Source organism: Dysosmobacter segnis, from assembly GCF_014297285.1.
Classification (GTDB): Bacteria; Bacillota; Clostridia; order Oscillospirales; family Oscillospiraceae; genus Oscillibacter; species Oscillibacter segnis.
In genome coordinates this window covers 372,214-389,491 of record NZ_JACOQI010000001.1, presented here as the reverse complement: position 1 = coordinate 389,491, position 17,278 = coordinate 372,214, and the positions used below count along the sequence as shown (strand labels likewise).

Genomic DNA, 17,278 nt, shown 5'->3' with positions numbered 1-17,278 from the left:
CAGTGCGTCCGGGGGACGGTTTACTGTGCAGCCATCTTACGGGCCTTGGCCTCCATCTTATTACGGAAGACGTCGATGGTAACGGCCAGAATGATAACAGAGCCGATGACGATGTACTGGACATCGTTCTTGGCACCGGCCAGGTTCAGGCCGTTGCGGATAACAGCCATCAGCAGAGCGCCGATCAGGGTGCCCCAGATGGTGCCCTTGCCGCCGGTGAAGGAAGCGCCGCCCACGATGCAGGCTGCGATGGCGTCGTTATCATAGGTGGAACCGGCGTTGCCGTTAGCGGAAGCCAGACGGCCAACAGACACGATACCAGCCATACCGGCCATGAAGCCGGACAGGGTGTAAACGAAGGTCAGCACGTTTTTGGAGGGGATACCGGATAGACGGGCTGCCTCGGGGTTGCCGCCCACGCAGTAGATCTGGCGGCCCAGAGCGGTCTTGCGCAGGAAGATATCAAAGATGATGAACACAATGATAACCAGAATGAAGCTGAAGGGGATACCGGGGAACTTCACCTTGGTGGTGCCCTCATAATAGGTGGTGAACAGAGAGCCGCCGCCGATCCACATGAGGCCGTCAATGCCGGTGTTGGTGAAGGCAATGGACTTGGAACCGGTGATGACCAGTGCCAGGCCCCACAGCACGTTCTTCATGCCCATGGTGGACACGAAGGGATGGGGCAGATCCAGACGGGTCAGCAGCGTGCCGTTGATGAAGCCGGCCAGGGTGCTGACGGCCAGGCCGCAGAGCACCAGCAGGAAGGGGTTCGTGATGCCGGACTGGACCATAACGCCGATGGTGCAGGTGCACAGCACGCAGTTGGAGCCAACGGACAGGTCGATACCGGCGGTAATCAGGGCGCACAACATACCGGAAGCGATCAGGCAGTTAATGGATGCCTGCTTCAGGATATTCATGAAGTTACCGACCTTCATGAACTTGTCCGGCATGGTGATGCAGAAAATCAAAACCAGGATGGCAAGGGCCACCAGTGTACCGAGCTTTTGCAGAAGCTCTTTCATTTTCGTGTTTTTCATATCAGTCTAATTCTCCTCCCCAGGCCGCTTTCATGATGTCTTCGGAATTGAAGTGCGGCGTGTCCCGGTCAATATCAGCCATCACTCGGCCGCCGCGCATAACTACCACATGGTCGCTCATAGCCAGGATCTCCGGCAGCTCGGAGGAGACCATGATGACGCACTTGCCGGCCTTCACCAGATCGTTCATGACCCGGTAAACCTCGATCTTGGCGCCCACGTCGATACCACGGGTGGGCTCATCGAAAATAAAGATGTCGGCGTCGGTATTGACCCACTTGCCGATAACCACCTTCTGCTGGTTGCCGCCGGACAGCTGACCGACGACCTCATTCAGGGAGGGGGTCTTGATCTTCAGGGCGCTGACATTGTCATTGCCCGCCTGCTCAATGCGGTCCTTGTCCAAGAAGGGACCGTTGGAGAAGCCCTTCATATTGGCCAAGACCAGATTGGTCCGCACATCCAGGTTGAGCACCAGGCCCTGACCCTTACGGTCCTCTGTCAGGAAGGCGATCTTTCTCTTGATGGCGTCCTTCGGCGTTCTGATATGTACCTTCTCGCCCTTGACGTAGATCTCGCCGCTGTCCAGCTTGTCAGCGCCGAACACCGCCCGCATGGTCTCCGTGCGGCCTGCGCCGACGAGGCCCGCAAAGCCTGTGATCTGGCCCGCGTGGGCCTTAAAGCTGACATCGTGCAGGACGCCGGCCTCGTTGAGGCCCTTGGCCTCCAGCCACACCTCGCCCTTGGTGCCGAATTCCTTGGGATACAGGTTATCCAGAGTACGGCCCACCATGGCGTTGATGAGGGAGTCCTCCGTGAGGTTCACGGTATCCTCGGTGATGATGTGTTCGCCGTCACGCATGACGGTCACACGGTCGCAGAGCTCAAAGAGCTCTTCCAGTTTATGTGACACGAACAGGATGGCCACGCCCTTGGCCTTCAGGCCCCGGACGGTCTCCATCAACTGCTCGATCTCTTCCTTACCCAAAGAAGAAGTGGGCTCATCCATAATAATGAGCTTGGCATCCAGGGACACAGCCTTGGCGATCTCCACCATCTGCTGCTGACCCACGCCCAGCTTACCGCACTCCAGGTGGACGTTGATCTCCGGATGTCCCAGTGTTTTCAGCGCTTCTTCCGCCTCGGCGTGCATCCGGGGATAATCCAGCAGCAATCCCTTCTTAACGGCACGCCCCATAAAAACGTTATCCGTGACAGGCAGCTGCTTGACGATGTTCAGCTCCTGATACACACAGGCGATGCCTGCCTCGCGGGACTGAACAGGGTTTTTGAAAACGACCTTCTGGCCGTCCACAAAGATTTCCCCTTCTTCCGGAGTATGAACGCCGGTGAGCACCTTGATCAAGGTGGATTTACCTGCGCCGTTTTCTCCGATCAGACCGTGGATCTCACCGGGTCTGATGCCGATAGACATATCTTTTAACGCGACAACACCAGGAAAACGTTTGGTAATATGTTTCAGTTCGACAACATACTCGCTCATGGAATTACCTCGTTTCTGTTTTTCCTGATTTTCGAACCGCTCCCACCGCAGCGGAAGCGCTCTCTCGATCCCGATTCCCGGGGTCATTTTCGTTGAAATGTGCTTGCTGTTTAATCGTTTTCTTCTGTGCGTATTGTAACCGGGATCAGACAGAGAATGGTTCCTGCCAGATCCCGGCGTGCCGAAAATTTTCCGTTCCGCCGTGGGAACCCATCAGGTTTCCGCTTGCAGGCACGCGCATGATCGGCTTTTCGGAATACAGCGGCAGAAAACCTGCCGCTGTATTCCGGCTTTTTCGCTTTTCAGCTATGGATAGCAGTCAGGCTGAATTAGCCCTTCATGGCCTCCAGGTTGTCCAGGTAAGCCTGGCCGTTCTCAGCGGTAACGACCTGAACGGGAGCATTGATGACTTCGTCAACGGGCTCGAGCTTGACAGCCTTCACGGCAGCCTCGACCACCTGATAGCCCATCTCATAGGGCTGCTGAGCGACGGTAGCCTTCACCAGCTCGCCGTCCAGGATCAGCTTCACGGCGGAAGCGTTGCCGTCGAAGCCAACGATGGTGATGTCAGACACGCCGGCGGACTTGCAGGCGTTCATAGCGCCGATAGCGGTATCGTCATTGTGGCAGAGCACGATGTCGATCTGATCGGGATAAGCGCTCAGCAGGTCTTCCATGGCCTTGGTAGCGCCGTCGGTCAGGTTGTTGCCGGACAGCTTGGCCAGAACTTCCACGCCAGCCTCGGTGCAGGCCTTCTCATAGCCTTCCATACGCATGTTGGAGGTGTTGTCGCCTTCCTGACCGTAGATGATAACGGCCTTGGCGTCGGTACCGGCCTGCTCGATGGCCCACTTGCCGCCCTCATAAGCAGCGTCCACGTTGGAGGTGCCCACGAAAGAGGTCTGGCCAGCGATGCCAACGTTGGTGTCAACAGCCAGCACGGGGATACCAGCGTCGATGGCAGCCTGCAGAGCGCCCTGAGCGGCACCAGCATCGTTGGGAGCGCAGACGATGGCGTCGCAGCCAGCGCCGATCTGCTGCTCGATCATGGAAACCTGACCCTCGATATCGCTCTCAGCGCCGGGGCCAACCACGACCACGTCAACACCCAGATCATCACCGGCGGCCTTGCAGCCGGCCTCCACATAGCCCCAGTACTCAGAGGCCAGGGTCTTCAGGACAACAGCGACCTTGACATCGCCGGTAGTGGGGGTCTCGGTCTCGGTCCCGGTCTTGTTCTCGGTGTCGGCAGGGGCCTCGGTCTTCTTGCCGCCGCAGGCAGCCAGAGACAAAGTCATTACCAGTGCGAGAGACAGTGCAAACAACTTCTTCATTCTTCATTTGCTCCTTTTCATTTTTTTCAGGATGTTTCCGGCAAAAAGCCGAATTCCTGACAGTATTAATTTAGCACAAACATGGCAAACATTCAATCTTAAACTTTGCTCAAAGTGTAAAACTGTTATCGTGCACATGGAAAATCGTTTTCGTTTGGCACTTTTCACAGTCCATTCGGGGAGTCAGCCGCCGCAGGCATTAACCGTACTTATGAATATACCATCACGATTTATGGCTGGTTTCAGGCTGCAGCGCATCGTATGTCTGCCGCGGACATTCTTTGGTCAGTTTGCGCACACAGTATGTCTTGCCGTTGGTTTTCTCCGTTTTTTTGTCCGCTTTGTCAATAGCCACATCCCCGCTTTACCACTTATAATCAGGAATAGAATGTCATACTATAAATGAGATGCATACCTGGTCCGATGGATACTTCGGGCAGAAAGGGATCTGATATGAACATTTTCTCTCTCTTTACCCTGTGCGGAGGGCTGGCCTTCTTCTTATATGGCATGACGGTCATGTCCAAAAGTCTGGAAAAAATGGCCGGCGGCAAGCTGGAGCGGCTGCTCAAGCGCATGACTTCCAACCCCATCAAAAGTCTGCTGCTGGGCGCCGGCATCACCATCGCCATTCAGTCCTCCTCCGCTATGACGGTCATGCTGGTGGGTCTGGTGAACTCCGGTGTCATGGAGATCGGACAGACCATCGGCATCATCATGGGTTCCAATATCGGCACCACCCTGACAGCGTGGCTGCTGTCCCTCACCGGCATCGAAAGCGAGAACTTCTTTGTCAACTTCCTCAAGCCCAAGAATTTCTCCCCCCTGCTGGCTTTGATCGGTATTCTGCTCATTATGGGCTCCAAGCGGCAGCGCCGCCGGGACGTGGGCCGGGTGATGATGGGCTTCTCTATTCTAATGTACGGCATGGAGCTGATGAGCGGTGCGGTGTCTCCGCTGGCAGATATGCCGGGCTTCACCCACTTCATGACTGCCTTCACCAATCCCTTCCTGGGTGTGCTGGTAGGCGCCGCCTTCACCGGCATCATCCAGTCCTCCGCCGCCTCCGTTGGCATTTTGCAGGCACTGGCCATGACCGGCTCCGTCACCTACGGCATCGCTATCCCCATCATCATGGGCCAGAACATCGGCACCTGCGTTACGGCTCTGATCTCCTCTATCGGCGTCAGCCGCAATGCCAAGCGGGTGTCCGTCATCCACATCTCCTTCAACCTCATCGGCACCGCTCTGGGTCTGCTGGCCCTGTTTGGCGGCGAGATGTTCCTGAATCTGCCCTTCCTGACAGAGCCCATCGGCGCTGTTGGCATCGCATTCTGCCACACGATCTTCAATGTCTGCACCACCCTTGTGCTGCTGCCCTTCAGCCGGCAGTTGGAGCGCCTTGCCAACAAGGTGATCTCCACGGAGGACAAGCCCTCTGACTTCGCCTTCCTGGACCCCCGGCTGATGCGGACCCCCGGCGTGGCTGTCAGCGAATGCGCCGTCATGACCAACTGCATGGGCGCTCTGGCGCTGGAAAGCATGCAGCTGGCTCTGGCCCAGTTCATTCAGTATGACGGCAGCCGGGAGGAGCAGATCCTGGCCAACGAGGACAAGCTGGACACCTACGAGGACCGTCTGGGCGGCTACCTGGTCCAGATCTCCCAGCACGGCACCTCCTCCGCCGATATGCGCACCGTCTCCCGCCTGCTTCACGCCATCGGAGACTTTGAGCGCATCGGCGACCATGCTCTGAACCTGCAGGAATCCGCCAAGGAGCTTCACGAAAAGCAACTGGCCTTCTCCCCCATTGCCCGGGAAGAGGTGGATGTGCTGACCTCCCTGCTGGAGGATCTGCTGAACAGCGCCCTGCGCAGCTTCCAGTCGGACGATCCCCAGATGGCCCGGCAGGTGGAACCTCTGGAGGAAACTATGGACCTCCTTACGGAGGAGATCCGCAGCCGTCACATCCGGCGGCTCCAAAGCGGCCAGTGCACCATCCAACTCGGTTTCATCCTCAACGATCTGCTGAACAATGCCGAGCGTGTGGGCGATCATTGCTCCAACATCGCTGTCAGCGTCATTGAGGAGCAGGAAAAACAGGCCGCCTCCCACGCCTATCTCCACAATCTGAAGAAGAATGACGAGTTCTCCTTCCAGCTTCAGCAGAACCTGAGCCGGTACGTCCTGCCTGCGGAAACCTCAGAGGACCAGCCTGCCGAATAAGAAACCTTGCCAGCGTTCCCTTACGGGAGCGCTGGCTTTTTGCGTTTCCGGCCGCATATTCAGTTGAAGATGGCCCGTTCTGTCCGGGAAATCGAAAAATCAGCAGTCTCAGCCGCCGAAACATTCCCTTTCTGTATAAATATGTGCTTTACCTTCCGGTGTTTTTCTGTTATACTGTATGTTTGTTAATGTGGAACATTGTTTGTTCCGCCTGATTTGAGAATGGGGGTGTCCGAATGAAGTATCAGAAATGGCATATCGGTACGGCATCAGAACAGGACACTGCCCTTTTGAAGGAAGCCGGCTACCCCAGTCTGCTGGCCACGGTGCTGGCCGCCCGGGGCATCACCACCTCCGAGGCCGCTGCCGAGGCGCTGGAGCGGGAGACCTCTCTGACGATCTCCCCCATGCTCATGCGGGACATGGACAAGGCGGTGGCCCGGATCCAGAAGGCGCTGGCCAACGATGAGACCATCGCTGTTTTCGGCGATTACGATGTGGACGGCATCACCTCCACGGTGCTGCTTCTGGACTATCTGAAAAACTGCGGTGCCAAGTGCCTGCGCTATATCCCCCGGCGGATCGAGGACGGCTACGGCCTTTCCAAAGACGCCATCCAGGGCCTGCGGGACAAGGGCGCCACCCTGATGATCACCGTGGACTGCGGGATCACCGGCAACGAGGAGATCGATTTTGCCGCATCCATCGGCATGGACGTGGTGGTGACGGATCACCATGAATGTAAGGAAAACCTCCCCAGGGCCGTAGCGGTAGTGGACCCCCACCGTCCGGATGACACCTATCCCTTCAAATACCTGGCCGGCGTAGGCGTGGCGTTGAAGCTGGTGCTGGCCCTGGGCGGGCCGGACCGGGAAAACGCCCTGTTTGCCCGATACTGCACCCTGGCCGCCATCGGCACCATTGCCGACGTCATGCGGATGGAGGGCGAAAACCGCACCATTGTCTCCTGCGGCCTTGCCGCCCTGAACCACACGGATTTTGTGGGCATCCATGCCCTTTTGAAAGAGGCAGGGCTGCTGGGCAAGCCCATCACCTCCATCCAGATCGGCTTCGTTCTCTCCCCCCGGATCAACGCCGCCGGGCGCATGGGGGCCGCGGATCTGGCTGCGGACCTTTTGCAGGAGACCGATCCCGTCAAAGCAGAAGAGCTGGCCAAGCAGCTATGCGACCTGAACCGGGAGCGGCAGGCGGTGGAGCAGTCCATCTGCGCCGACGCCATCGCCCAGATCGAGCGGTTGCGGCCAGAGGAACGGAACGCGCTGGTGCTTTCCAGCGAGGAATGGCATCAGGGTGTGGTGGGCATCGTAGCCTCCCGTCTCAGTGAAAAATACGCCGCCCCCAGCTTCATGATCCATCTGAAGGACGGCTCCGGCAAGGGCTCCTGCCGCTCCTACGGCGGGTTCAACCTGTTTTCCGCTCTGGAATCCTGCTCCGACCTGCTGGACGGCTTCGGCGGTCACGAGCTGGCAGCAGGCTTTACCATTCCCGAAGAAAATATCGTTGCCTTCCGCCAGCGGATGAACCGCTTCGTAAAGGCCGCCTCCGGCGGTGAGCGGGCGGTGAGCTGTCTGGAGGTAGACGCCGCCATTTCCAACCCGGCGGATATGACGCTGGAGCAGGTGGACCATCTGGCCCAATTGGAGCCTTACGGCTCCGGGAATCCCCGCCCGGTGTTCGCCCTGCTGGGCGCCACGGTGGACAGCGTTCAGGCCGTGGGCCAGGGCAAGCACCTGAAACTGCGGCTCAGCAAGGGTCCCAGCCGGTTTGACGCCATTTTCTTCTCCATGCCGGAGGCCGCCGCTCAGTTGGAGCCCGGCTGCCGGGTGGACGCCGCCTTCTATTTGCAGGCCAATACCTTCCGGGGCACCACCACCCTGCAATTGCAGCTGGTGGACCTGCGTCCCTCTTTGACTCCCAGCCGCCACGAGGCGGAATCCTTGGACCTGCTGCACCGCCTGACGGGGGAGCAGCCCCTCACGGCCCAGGAGACCGCCCGGCTCATGATCTCCCGGGACCAGTTTGCCGCCTTCTGGCGGATTCTGGACCGGCACCTGAAGCAGGGCAAGCTGGAAACAGATCTGCTGCCCTATCTCCGTTCTCTGGCGGCGCAGGTAGGCGGCTGCGACAGTTTTCTCCGGGCCGCGCTGGCCCTGACGGTCTTTCAGGAGCGGGGGCTCATCTCCCTGTCCCGGCAAGAGGATCGGGTAACGCTATGTCTCAATCCCATTCAGGGAAAGGTGGATCTCTACGCCTCTCCCTGCCTGCGCCGCCTCCGGGGCGGTGCGGAGGTTAAACGAGGTGATTCGCAGTGACGATTGACGAACAGTTTGAGAAATTGGAGAATACCGTCCGGGAATACAATCCGGGCGCGGATTTCAAGCGCATCCGGGAATCCTATGAATTCGCCAAGCTGCATCACGGCGAGCAGCGCCGCAAAAGCGGTGAGCTTTATATCACCCACCCCTTAGCCGTGGCGCAGATTGTGGCGGAGGAACTGCACCTGGACTCCGAGTCCATCGAGGCGGCCCTGCTTCACGATGTCATTGAGGATACGGACGCCACGTATGATGACGTGGCCAAGCTCACCTCCCCCACGGTGGCGGATCTGGTGGAGGGCGTCAGCAAGCTGACCCGGATCCAGTACGCCACCAAGGAAGACGAGCAAATGGAGAACCTCCGGAAAATGCTCATCGCCATGAGTAAAGACATCCGGGTCATCCTCATCAAGATCTCCGACCGGCTCCACAATATGCGGACCATGGAGTATCAGACTCCCGCCAAGCAGAAGCAGAAATCTCTGGAGACCATGGAGATCTACGCCCCCATCGCACACCGGCTGGGTATGCAGCGGATGAAGTGGGAGCTGGAGGATCTCTCCTTAAAATATCTGGACCCCATCGGCTACGATGAGATCGTCTCCAAGCTGGACGCCAAGCGCCCGGAGTATGACGCTCTCATGAGCCGCACCCAGGCTCAGATCGATCAGCGGCTCAATGAAATGGGCATCAAGCACATTGTCTACGGCCGCATGAAGCACCCTTATTCCATCTACCGGAAAATGTTCAGCCAGAACAAATCTCTGGATGAGATTTTCGACCTCTTTGCGTTCCGGGTGGTGGTGGACACCGTCAGCGACTGCTACAACGTGCTGGGCGTGATCCACGACCTCTACAAGCCCATTCTGGGACGCTTCAAGGACTATATCGGCACCCCCAAGCCCAACGGCTACCAGAGCCTTCACACCACCGTCATGGGCAATGAGGGCATCCCCTTTGAGGTGCAGATCCGCACCACGGAGATGCACGAGATCGCCGAGTACGGCGTGGCCGCCCACTGGAAGTATAAGCAGAACGGTCAGGGTGCCGGCACCGAGGGCAAGTACGAGTGGGTACGCCGTCTGCTGGAAAATCAGGAAGGTGCCGATGCTGAGGAGTTTATCCACTCCCTGAAGGTGGATATGTTCTCCGACGAGGTGTTCGTGTTCACCCCCAACGGCGACGTGCAGAACCTCCCCGCCGGAGCCACCCCCATCGACTTCGCCTACGCCATCCATTCCGCCGTGGGCAACCGCATGATCGGCGCCAAGGTGAATAACCGCATCGTCACGCTGGACCATGTGCTGAAAAACGGTGACATCGTGGAGATTTTGACCTCCAAAAACGCCAAGGGCCCCAGCCGGGACTGGATGAAGATTGCCAAGAGCAACGAGGCCCGCTCCAAAATCCGCCAGTGGTTCAAAAAGGAAAAGCGGGACGAGAACATCGCCAACGGCCGCTCCGCCTTCGACGCGGAGCTGCGTCACTGCGGCATCGCCATGAAAGACGTACTGGACCCGGAATTCCTGCCGGTGCTGCTGAAAAAGGTAGCTTATCCCACGCTGGACGATCTCTACGCCGCCATCGGCTATGGCGGCTTCACCGCTCAGAAGGCGGTGAGCCGGATCCAGGGCGAGTTGCAGCGCCGCCAGCAGCAGCGGCAGCAGGAGCAGATGCTGGCAGAGGCTGTGACGGAGTCCAAGGAGGACCCCAAGCCTGCGGACACTCCCAAGCAGCCCAAGGCCGTCAAGAGCGAGCAGGGCATTATCGTGGAAGGTCTGGACAACTGTTTGGTGAAGTTCTCCAAATGCTGCACCCCCGTCCCCGGAGACGACATCGTGGGCTTCATCACCCGTGGCTACGGCGTGTCCGTCCACCGGGCGGACTGTCCCAACGCCTCGGAGGAAAAGCGGAAGGAGCAGCCCGGCCGCTGGATCCATGTCTCCTGGGGCACCGATACCAATGACAGCTATCCCACCACCATCGAGGCGGTCTGCAAGGACCGGCTGAACCTGCTGCTGGACATCTCCTCCGCCCTCTCCACCACCAAAACCTTTGTGCTGGGTCTGAACACCCGCAGCACGGAGGACGGCTTCGCCATCATCCGCATCGAGATCCAGATCAAGGATGGCGCGCAGTTGTCCACCCTCATGAACAAGCTCCATCAGATCTCCGGCGTTCTGCAGGTCAACCGGCCTGTGGGCTGATCTTTCGCGGCATTGGGGACGGATTTTCTCCGCTGCCGCAAAGATCCCCTCTTGATAAAATACAGAATACACGGATCTGCCCGGTTTGCGGGCAAGGCCCATTACGAAGCATACCCTTTCGGGTATTAAATAAGGAGTTGCTACCATGCGTGCTGTTGTTACACGAGTCAAAAACGCCTCTGTTGTCATCAATGAACAGGTCAACGGTCAGATAGGCACCGGTTTTCTGGTGCTGCTGGGCGTAGGCCCCAACGATACGGAGGTCACCGCCGACAAGCTGGCGGACAAGATCTGCAATCTGCGGGTCTTTGAGGATGAAAACGAAAAGATGAACCTGAATCTGGAGCAGGTGGGCGGCAGCCTGCTGGTGGTGTCCCAGTTCACCCTGTACGCCGATACCTCCTCCCGCCGCCCCGGCTTCTCCGGCGCGGCCAAGCCCGATCTGGCCATCCCCCTCTATGAGCGGTTCATGGCCCACTGCCGGGAGCGGGGCTTCGATGTGCAGCACGGCGAATTCGGCGCCGACATGCAGGTCTATTCCCAGAACGACGGTCCGGTCACCATCCTGTTCGACACGGAAGAGTAAACTGATTTCAATGAGGTGTGTCTTATGAAGATCCAAGCCTTGCAGGTGGGGTCCATCGGTACCAACTGCTACATTCTCTGCGACGAAGCGGCTAAGGTCTGCGCCGTGATCGATCCCGGTGCGGAGCCGGAGCTGATCCTCTCCGCCGCCGAAAAGCTGGACTGCACCGTGGATAAGATCCTGCTGACCCACGGCCACTATGACCACACCGGTGCGGTGGCAGCTTTGATGGAGACGCTGCCGCCGACGGCGGTCTATATCCATCAGGCGGATTTTGACAGTCCGCAGACCCAGCTGTTCCCTCTGAAAAGCGAACTGGCCCGGATCCCCTTCGGCGGCGTGAATTTCTACGGCGAGGGAGACCGCATCACGGTGGGCACGCTGGAGCTTCAGGTGCTTCACACCCCCGGCCACTCCGAGGGCAGCGTCACGCTGCTGTGCGGAGATACCCTGTTCTGCGGGGACACCCTGTTTGCCGGTTCCTGCGGCCGGACAGACTTTCCCGGCGGCAGCATGAAGCAGATGATGGCCTCTCTGGCCCGACTGGCCGCCCTTCCCGGGGACTACCGGGTCCTGCCGGGACACATGGAGCCCAGCACTCTGGACCGGGAGCGGCGCTTCAACCCCTATATGCAGATGGCACTGCGGGAGCAAGGCTGATATGAAGCTGGAATTTTTAGGTCATGACGAGCGCTATATCGTCGAACAGAGCCTGATGACCCTCTTTCCGCTGGAAAAACCGACCTATGACGCGGTGCAGCCAGGAGACGAGGCGTGGTGCCGCCTTGCCGCCGGGGAAACGGCGGCGGACTGTCAGGTCACAGCGGAGCTGCACTATCACGGATACACCGCCGCCGGGACCTTTGCATCCTCCCTCACCGGCACGGACTTTGAAAAAGAAGGCCAGCGGCGCTACGCCGTGGCGGCCTGCTTCTATCTGGCATTTCTGGATCTGTATCCCAAGCTGCCGGAAGCGCTCCGCGCCGCGGAAAAGCTGACGCTGCCCCCCTGGGGGATGCTCACCGGCGTCCGGCCCGACAAGCCCATCACACGGGCGCTGATGGAGGGCAAGACCCCGGAGGAAGCCAAGCGGGAACTGAAGGCGCGCTATTTCGTCCCTGAGGACCGGGCGGCGCTGGCTTTGGAGACTGGTGCCGTGGGCTATCAGGCGTTGAAGCGGTTGGAAAAGCGGGATATCGACCTGTATGTGGGTATTCCCTTCTGTCCCACCCGTTGCGCCTACTGCTCCTTTGTCAGTCAGAGCGTGGAGCGAAGTTTTTCTCTGGTGGAGCCCTATGTAAAGGCCCTGATCGCGGAGATCCGGGCTGGGGGAGAAATGGTGCGGAAAAACCATCTGCGGCCCCGCACCTTCTACATGGGCGGCGGCACCCCCGGCATCCTGACGCCGGATCAGATGGATGCCATCCTGACGGCTCTGGAAGAATCCTTCGATCTCTCCGCCTGTCCGGAGATCACGGTAGAGATCGGCCGTCCGGATACCATCACCGCCGAAAAACTGGCCGTTCTGAAAAGTCACGGCGTCACACGGGTCTGCGTGAATCCTCAGACCATGGAGGATCACGTCCTCGCCGCCATCGGCCGCCGCCATGTCTCTGCGGATACGGTGCGGGCCATGGAGCTGGTGCGGACCTACCGGTTCCCCCACGTCAACATGGACCTCATCGCAGGTCTGCCGGCGGATACACCGGAGGGCTTCCGCCGTTCTCTGGACAAATGTCTGGAACTGGGGGCCGATGACATCACCATCCACACGCTGGCGCTGAAAAAGGGCAGCCGCATTCTCATGGAGGGTCTCTCCATTCCCGATGGCGCCGCCGTGCAGGCCATGCTGGACTATGCCGCCCCTACCCTGCGGGCCGCAGGCTTTGTCCCCTACTACCTCTACCGGCAGAAGTATATGTCCGGCAGCTTTGAGAACGTGGGTTGGAGCCGCCCCGGCGGGGAGTGCTGGTACAACGTGGACATCATGTCGGAGCTGTGCTCCATCCTGTCCTTCGGTGCGGGCGGTTCCACTAAAATGGTGGAGCCCGGCACCAACCACATCGAGCGGGTCTTTAACCTGAAGTATCCCAAGGAATACACGGAGCGGCCGGAGAAAATCCAGCAAAACCAGGCTGCTTTCGCGGAGTTTTATCAAAAATACGTTCCCGAAACTTAAACGGGCGGCCACAGCCGCAAGGAGGGTCATTCATGGAACATAGCTGTGAAGCGTATTGGACCAAGGCGGAAGGACTGGCGCGGGACGCCATCTGTACCATGGGGTTGGGCGCCAAACGGCTGACGGATGCCGCCAAGCGGCAGTTAGAGATCGCGGATCTCCGCGCCGGCGTCAACGTCGGTCTCCGGGAACTGGGCGAGCTGCTGTATGCCACCCACACCGGCACTCCTACGGATTCCGAGCTGCTGCTGGAAAAAATGCGGGAGATCGATGAGCTCAAGGCCCGACTCCGGGATCTGGAGGGAGAACCCATCATCCATCTGATTTGCCCCCGCTGCGGACATGAGGTCCAGCCGGAGGACGTATACTGCCGGGACTGCGGCGAAAAGCTGTAATGACGGGTATGTTCCGCTCCTGCGGCGCATACCTAACCAATAGCGGCGGTACGCCGCCGAAAGACTGTCGATAAAGCGATAAATTCTCCGCAACGGTAAGGTAGGGCAGCCGTTAGCGGCTCCGCCGCTCTACGGATGCCGCATACCCCTTGCGGGTAAAGGGTGTGTGCGGGAAACCTAAGAGGGGTTTCCTGCGCCATTGAAATCCTAAGTTTTCAGAACTTTTATAAAGTTCTGAAAACCTGCTCAGCGGGGCGAAAAGATTTTTTTCGCCCGCTGAGTGGGGATACGCCCCGCCCCTCTCAATCTGAAAATTCGAGGTAACATCCATGGCAACTCCTGCGAAAAAGCAATCCTTCTTAGGCGGCGCCGCCATTCTGGCGGCGGCTGTGGTCATCGTCAAGCTCATCGGCGCGGCCTACAAGATCCCTCTCAGCAACATTCTGGGCAGCGCGGGACAAACTTATTTTGACACCGCCTACCAGATCTACAACTTTTTGCTGACCTTTTCCACGGCGGGCCTGCCCCTGGCCATCTCCCGGATGACCAGTCAGGCCCACGCCAAGGGGCTGGAAAACGAGAAGCGGCGGATCTTCTCCACCGCCATCTGGCTGTTCTTCGGTCTGGGTCTGGTCTGCTCCGTGCTGATGTTCTTCCGTGCGGACGCGCTGGCCCGGTTCCTGAACAACTCTCTGGCCGCCACCGCCGTACAGGCGCTGGCCCCAGCGGTGTTCTGCGTGTGTCTGCTGGCCTGTATGCGGGGCTATACCCAGGGGCAGGGGAACATGACTCCCACCGCCGTCAGTCAGGTGCTGGAGGCCCTTTTGAAGCTGGGCATCGGCCTGCCGCTGGCGTGGTACGTTCTGCACATCGGCAAAACCGCCGAACTCAGCGCTGCCGGGGCCATTGTGGGCGTCACGGCGGGCACAGCGGTATCCATGCTGTTCCTGTGCGCCTATCTCGTCACCCACCGGAACCGGAAGGAATCTTTGGACGTTCCCTCCTCCAGCGGGCAGATCATTAAGCAGATCCTGCTCATCGGCGTTCCCATCACCCTGAGCAACTCCGCCATGAGCATCATCAACATCATTGATACCAAGATCGTCATGGGCCGCCTGCAAAACGGACTGGGCCTTTCAGAAACGGCGGCGGCTGTGCTGAACGGCCAGTACCGCATCGCCATGAATATGCCCAACATGGTGGCCTCCTTTGTTTATCCTGTCACCATGAGCCTGATTCCCTTCGCGGCGGCGGCGCTGGCCCGGAAGGACCACGCTGAGGCGGACCGCATCATCTCCTCCGCCTTCCGGCTCATCGCCATTCTGGCGCTGCCTGCGGGCGTGGGGCTCTCCGTGCTGTCCACCCCCATTGAACGGCTCATGCTGCCCATGCAGCCGGAGGACGCGCTGGCGGCGGGACCCCATTTGCAGATTTTAGGCATTGCCCTGATCTTCATCTGCCTGATGATTTTGACCAATGCCATTTTGCAGACCTATGGTAAGGAGAAGCTTCCTATTTTCACCGTCATCGCCGGCGGCGTGGTGAAGGTGGTCATGAACTACATTCTGGTGGGCAACCCGGACATCAGCATCCACGGCGCGCCCATTTCTACCCTGTGCTGCTATCTGACCATCTGCGGACTGAACCTTTTCTTCGTGTGGAAATATTCCCCGGAGAAGCCCCGGTACACGCGGCTGTTCGGAAAGCCCATCGTAGCCTCCGCCGTGATGGGCGCCGCCGCCTGGGCAGTGTGCGGCCTTGTTGCCAGAGTCCTCAACGGCCACAGCGCTTACGGTGCCAATGCCCTCGCTACCTTCTGCGGCATTCTGGCCGGTGTGGTGGTATACGGCGTTCTGGTCATTGCCCTGCGAATCTTACAGGCAGAGGACGTAAAAGCTCTGCCTAAAGGCGAAAAAATAGCCAAACTTTTGCGCTTGAAGTGAACGATTTATAAAAAATCCTGTTATATCAACGTTTTCAGGATAAAATAGCTTGCAAAGGCAGTGGAGATATGGTAAATTTTCAAAGGAAACAACGCTATGGGTGGGAGGATCTTCTCACCATCATGCACCTGCTGCGTGCCCCCGAGGGCTGTCCTTGGGACCGCGAGCAGACCCATCAGTCCATCCGCCGGAATTTTCTGGAGGAGACCTACGAGGCGCTGGACGCCATTGACCGGAATGACATCCCCGGTATGTGCGAGGAATTGGGGGATGTTCTGCTTCAGGTGGTGTTCCATTCCGTGATGGAAGAGGAGCAGGGCCGTTTCACCGCAGATGACGTGGTGGACGGCGTGGCTCAGAAGCTGGTGTTCCGCCACACCCATGTATTCGGTGCTGCCGAGGCCGCCGACAGCGCACAGGCGCTGGAGGGCTGGGAGGCTCAGAAAAAGAAGGAAAAGGGGTTCACCTCCCCGGCGGACGCTGTGGAAGCCGTACCCCATACGCTGCCGGCGCTGTGGCGGGCGGAAAAGATCGTCTCCCGCTCTGTAAAGGCCGGATTCAACTGGGACTCCGCTGCCGGTGCGCTGGACAAGCTGGATGAGGAAACCGCCGAGCTGCGGCAGGCCGTGGAGGCCGGACAGCCTGTGGACAGTCCTCACGGCATCCGGGAGGAGCTGGGCGACGCTCTGTTCATTCTCTGCAAGATCGCCCAGATGTCCGGTGTGGACCCGGAGGACGCTCTGCACCGGGCCTGCGACAAATACCAAGGTCGCTTCCGCCGGGTGGCGGATGCCGCCGACCGCCCGCTGAACGCTTATACGGAAGCAGAAAAAATCGCTCTTTGGGAGCAAGCCAAAGAAAACTAAGATCTTCATTGCGGAAACGCGATAAAAGATAAAATTGATTTCAATTATTTTACAGGAGGATATACTCATGAACAAAGCTGAACTGATCGCCGCCGTGGCCGCTGCCGCTGAAATTTCCAAGAAGGACGCTGAGACTGCTGTCTCCGCTACCCTGGACGCCATTACCGCCGCTCTGAAGGAAGGCGACAAGGTCCAGCTGGTTGGCTTCGGTTCTTTCGAGGTCAAGTCCCGCGCTGCCCGCACCGGCCGTAACCCCCGTACCAAGGAAGTTGTCGAGATCCCCGCTTCCAAGGTGCCCGTGTTCAAGGCCGGCAAGGCTCTGAAGGACGCTGTGGCTGAATAAATTCACACCGTAAAGGGGGCGTTATGCCCCCTTTTTCATTTTTCAAGAAAGGAAGCATCATGCGCTTAGACAAATATCTCAAGGTCTCCCGGCTCATCAAGCGGCGGACCGTGGCCAACGAAGCCTGCGACAATGGATTGGTCACCGTCAACGGCAAGCCCGCCCGGGCCTCCTACGAGGTGAAGGAGGGAGACCAGATCACCCTGCGCTTCGGCGTACGGACCGTCACCGTGGAGGTGCTGTCCGTTCAGGAAACCGTGCGGCAGAGCGATGCCGCCGCCCTGTACCGGCAGATCCAATAAGTTCTTCTATC

General features: G+C 58.9%; 14 protein-coding genes. 11 read left to right on the top strand and 3 right to left on the bottom strand.

The annotated features are described in order from the left end of the window. Positions 1–20: 20 nt before the first annotated feature. From H8Z83_RS01925 to H8Z83_RS01915, 3 genes are all read right to left on the bottom strand, one after another. Positions 21–1,046 carry an ABC transporter permease gene (locus tag H8Z83_RS01925; RefSeq protein ID WP_187013494.1) on the bottom strand — a complete coding sequence of 342 codons (1,026 nt, stop codon included), beginning with the start codon at positions 1,044–1,046 and terminating at the stop codon, positions 21–23. A 1-nt stretch (position 1,047) separates the two neighbouring features. Continuing rightward, entirely contained in the window at positions 1,048–2,550 is a 1,503-nt protein-coding gene (locus H8Z83_RS01920; protein WP_187013493.1) for a sugar ABC transporter ATP-binding protein, read from the bottom strand. A gap of 329 nt (positions 2,551–2,879) precedes the next feature. After that, a complete protein-coding gene (locus tag H8Z83_RS01915; RefSeq protein WP_187013492.1) occupies positions 2,880–3,884 on the bottom strand; it encodes a sugar ABC transporter substrate-binding protein in 1,005 nt (334 codons plus the stop codon). Positions 3,885–4,337: 453 nt separating this feature from the next. On the opposite strand from H8Z83_RS01915, the gene H8Z83_RS01910 reads away from it, so the two are divergent. The 11 genes from H8Z83_RS01910 to H8Z83_RS01860 all read left to right on the top strand — a co-directional run bounded on the left by H8Z83_RS01910 (position 4,338) and on the right by H8Z83_RS01860 (position 17,267). After that, positions 4,338–6,110: a Na/Pi cotransporter family protein gene (locus tag H8Z83_RS01910; RefSeq protein ID WP_187013491.1), complete on the top strand. Its 1,773-nt coding sequence runs from the start codon at positions 4,338–4,340 to the stop codon at positions 6,108–6,110. Positions 6,111–6,346: 236 nt separating this feature from the next. Further along, a complete protein-coding gene (gene recJ / locus H8Z83_RS01905; protein WP_187013490.1) occupies positions 6,347–8,443 on the top strand; it encodes a single-stranded-DNA-specific exonuclease RecJ in 2,097 nt (698 codons plus the stop codon). Next, a complete protein-coding gene (locus H8Z83_RS01900) occupies positions 8,440–10,653 on the top strand; it encodes a RelA/SpoT family protein (protein WP_187013489.1) in 2,214 nt (737 codons plus the stop codon). The genes recJ and H8Z83_RS01900 overlap by 4 nt, the downstream gene beginning before the upstream one ends. A 145-nt stretch (positions 10,654–10,798) precedes the next feature. Then, a complete protein-coding gene (gene dtd, locus H8Z83_RS01895) occupies positions 10,799–11,239 on the top strand; it encodes a D-aminoacyl-tRNA deacylase (RefSeq protein WP_187013488.1) in 441 nt (146 codons plus the stop codon). Positions 11,240–11,263: 24 nt separating this feature from the next. Continuing rightward, a complete protein-coding gene (locus H8Z83_RS01890; RefSeq protein ID WP_187013487.1) occupies positions 11,264–11,899 on the top strand; it encodes an MBL fold metallo-hydrolase in 636 nt (211 codons plus the stop codon). Between the two features lies 1 nt (position 11,900). After that, on the top strand, positions 11,901–13,418 hold the full coding sequence (hemZ, locus tag H8Z83_RS01885) for a coproporphyrinogen dehydrogenase HemZ (RefSeq protein WP_187013486.1): 1,518 nt from the start codon (positions 11,901–11,903) through the stop codon (positions 13,416–13,418). A 32-nt stretch (positions 13,419–13,450) separates the two neighbouring features. Further along, on the top strand, positions 13,451–13,813 hold the full coding sequence (locus H8Z83_RS01880) for a zinc ribbon domain-containing protein (RefSeq protein WP_187013485.1): 363 nt from the start codon (positions 13,451–13,453) through the stop codon (positions 13,811–13,813). Positions 13,814–14,142: 329 nt separating this feature from the next. Continuing rightward, positions 14,143–15,756, top strand: coding sequence for a putative polysaccharide biosynthesis protein (locus H8Z83_RS01875; RefSeq protein ID WP_187013484.1), 1,614 nt, complete (start codon positions 14,143–14,145; stop codon positions 15,754–15,756). Between the two features lie 68 nt (positions 15,757–15,824). Continuing rightward, on the top strand, positions 15,825–16,622 hold the full coding sequence (gene mazG / locus H8Z83_RS01870) for a nucleoside triphosphate pyrophosphohydrolase (RefSeq protein WP_187013483.1): 798 nt from the start codon (positions 15,825–15,827) through the stop codon (positions 16,620–16,622). A gap of 67 nt (positions 16,623–16,689) precedes the next feature. Next, a complete protein-coding gene (locus tag H8Z83_RS01865) occupies positions 16,690–16,965 on the top strand; it encodes an HU family DNA-binding protein (protein ID WP_187013482.1) in 276 nt (91 codons plus the stop codon). A 59-nt stretch (positions 16,966–17,024) separates the two neighbouring features. After that, positions 17,025–17,267 (top strand): RNA-binding S4 domain-containing protein, encoded by a 243-nt coding sequence (locus H8Z83_RS01860; RefSeq protein ID WP_187013481.1) that lies wholly within the window; start codon positions 17,025–17,027, stop codon positions 17,265–17,267. Positions 17,268–17,278: the final 11 nt, after the last annotated feature.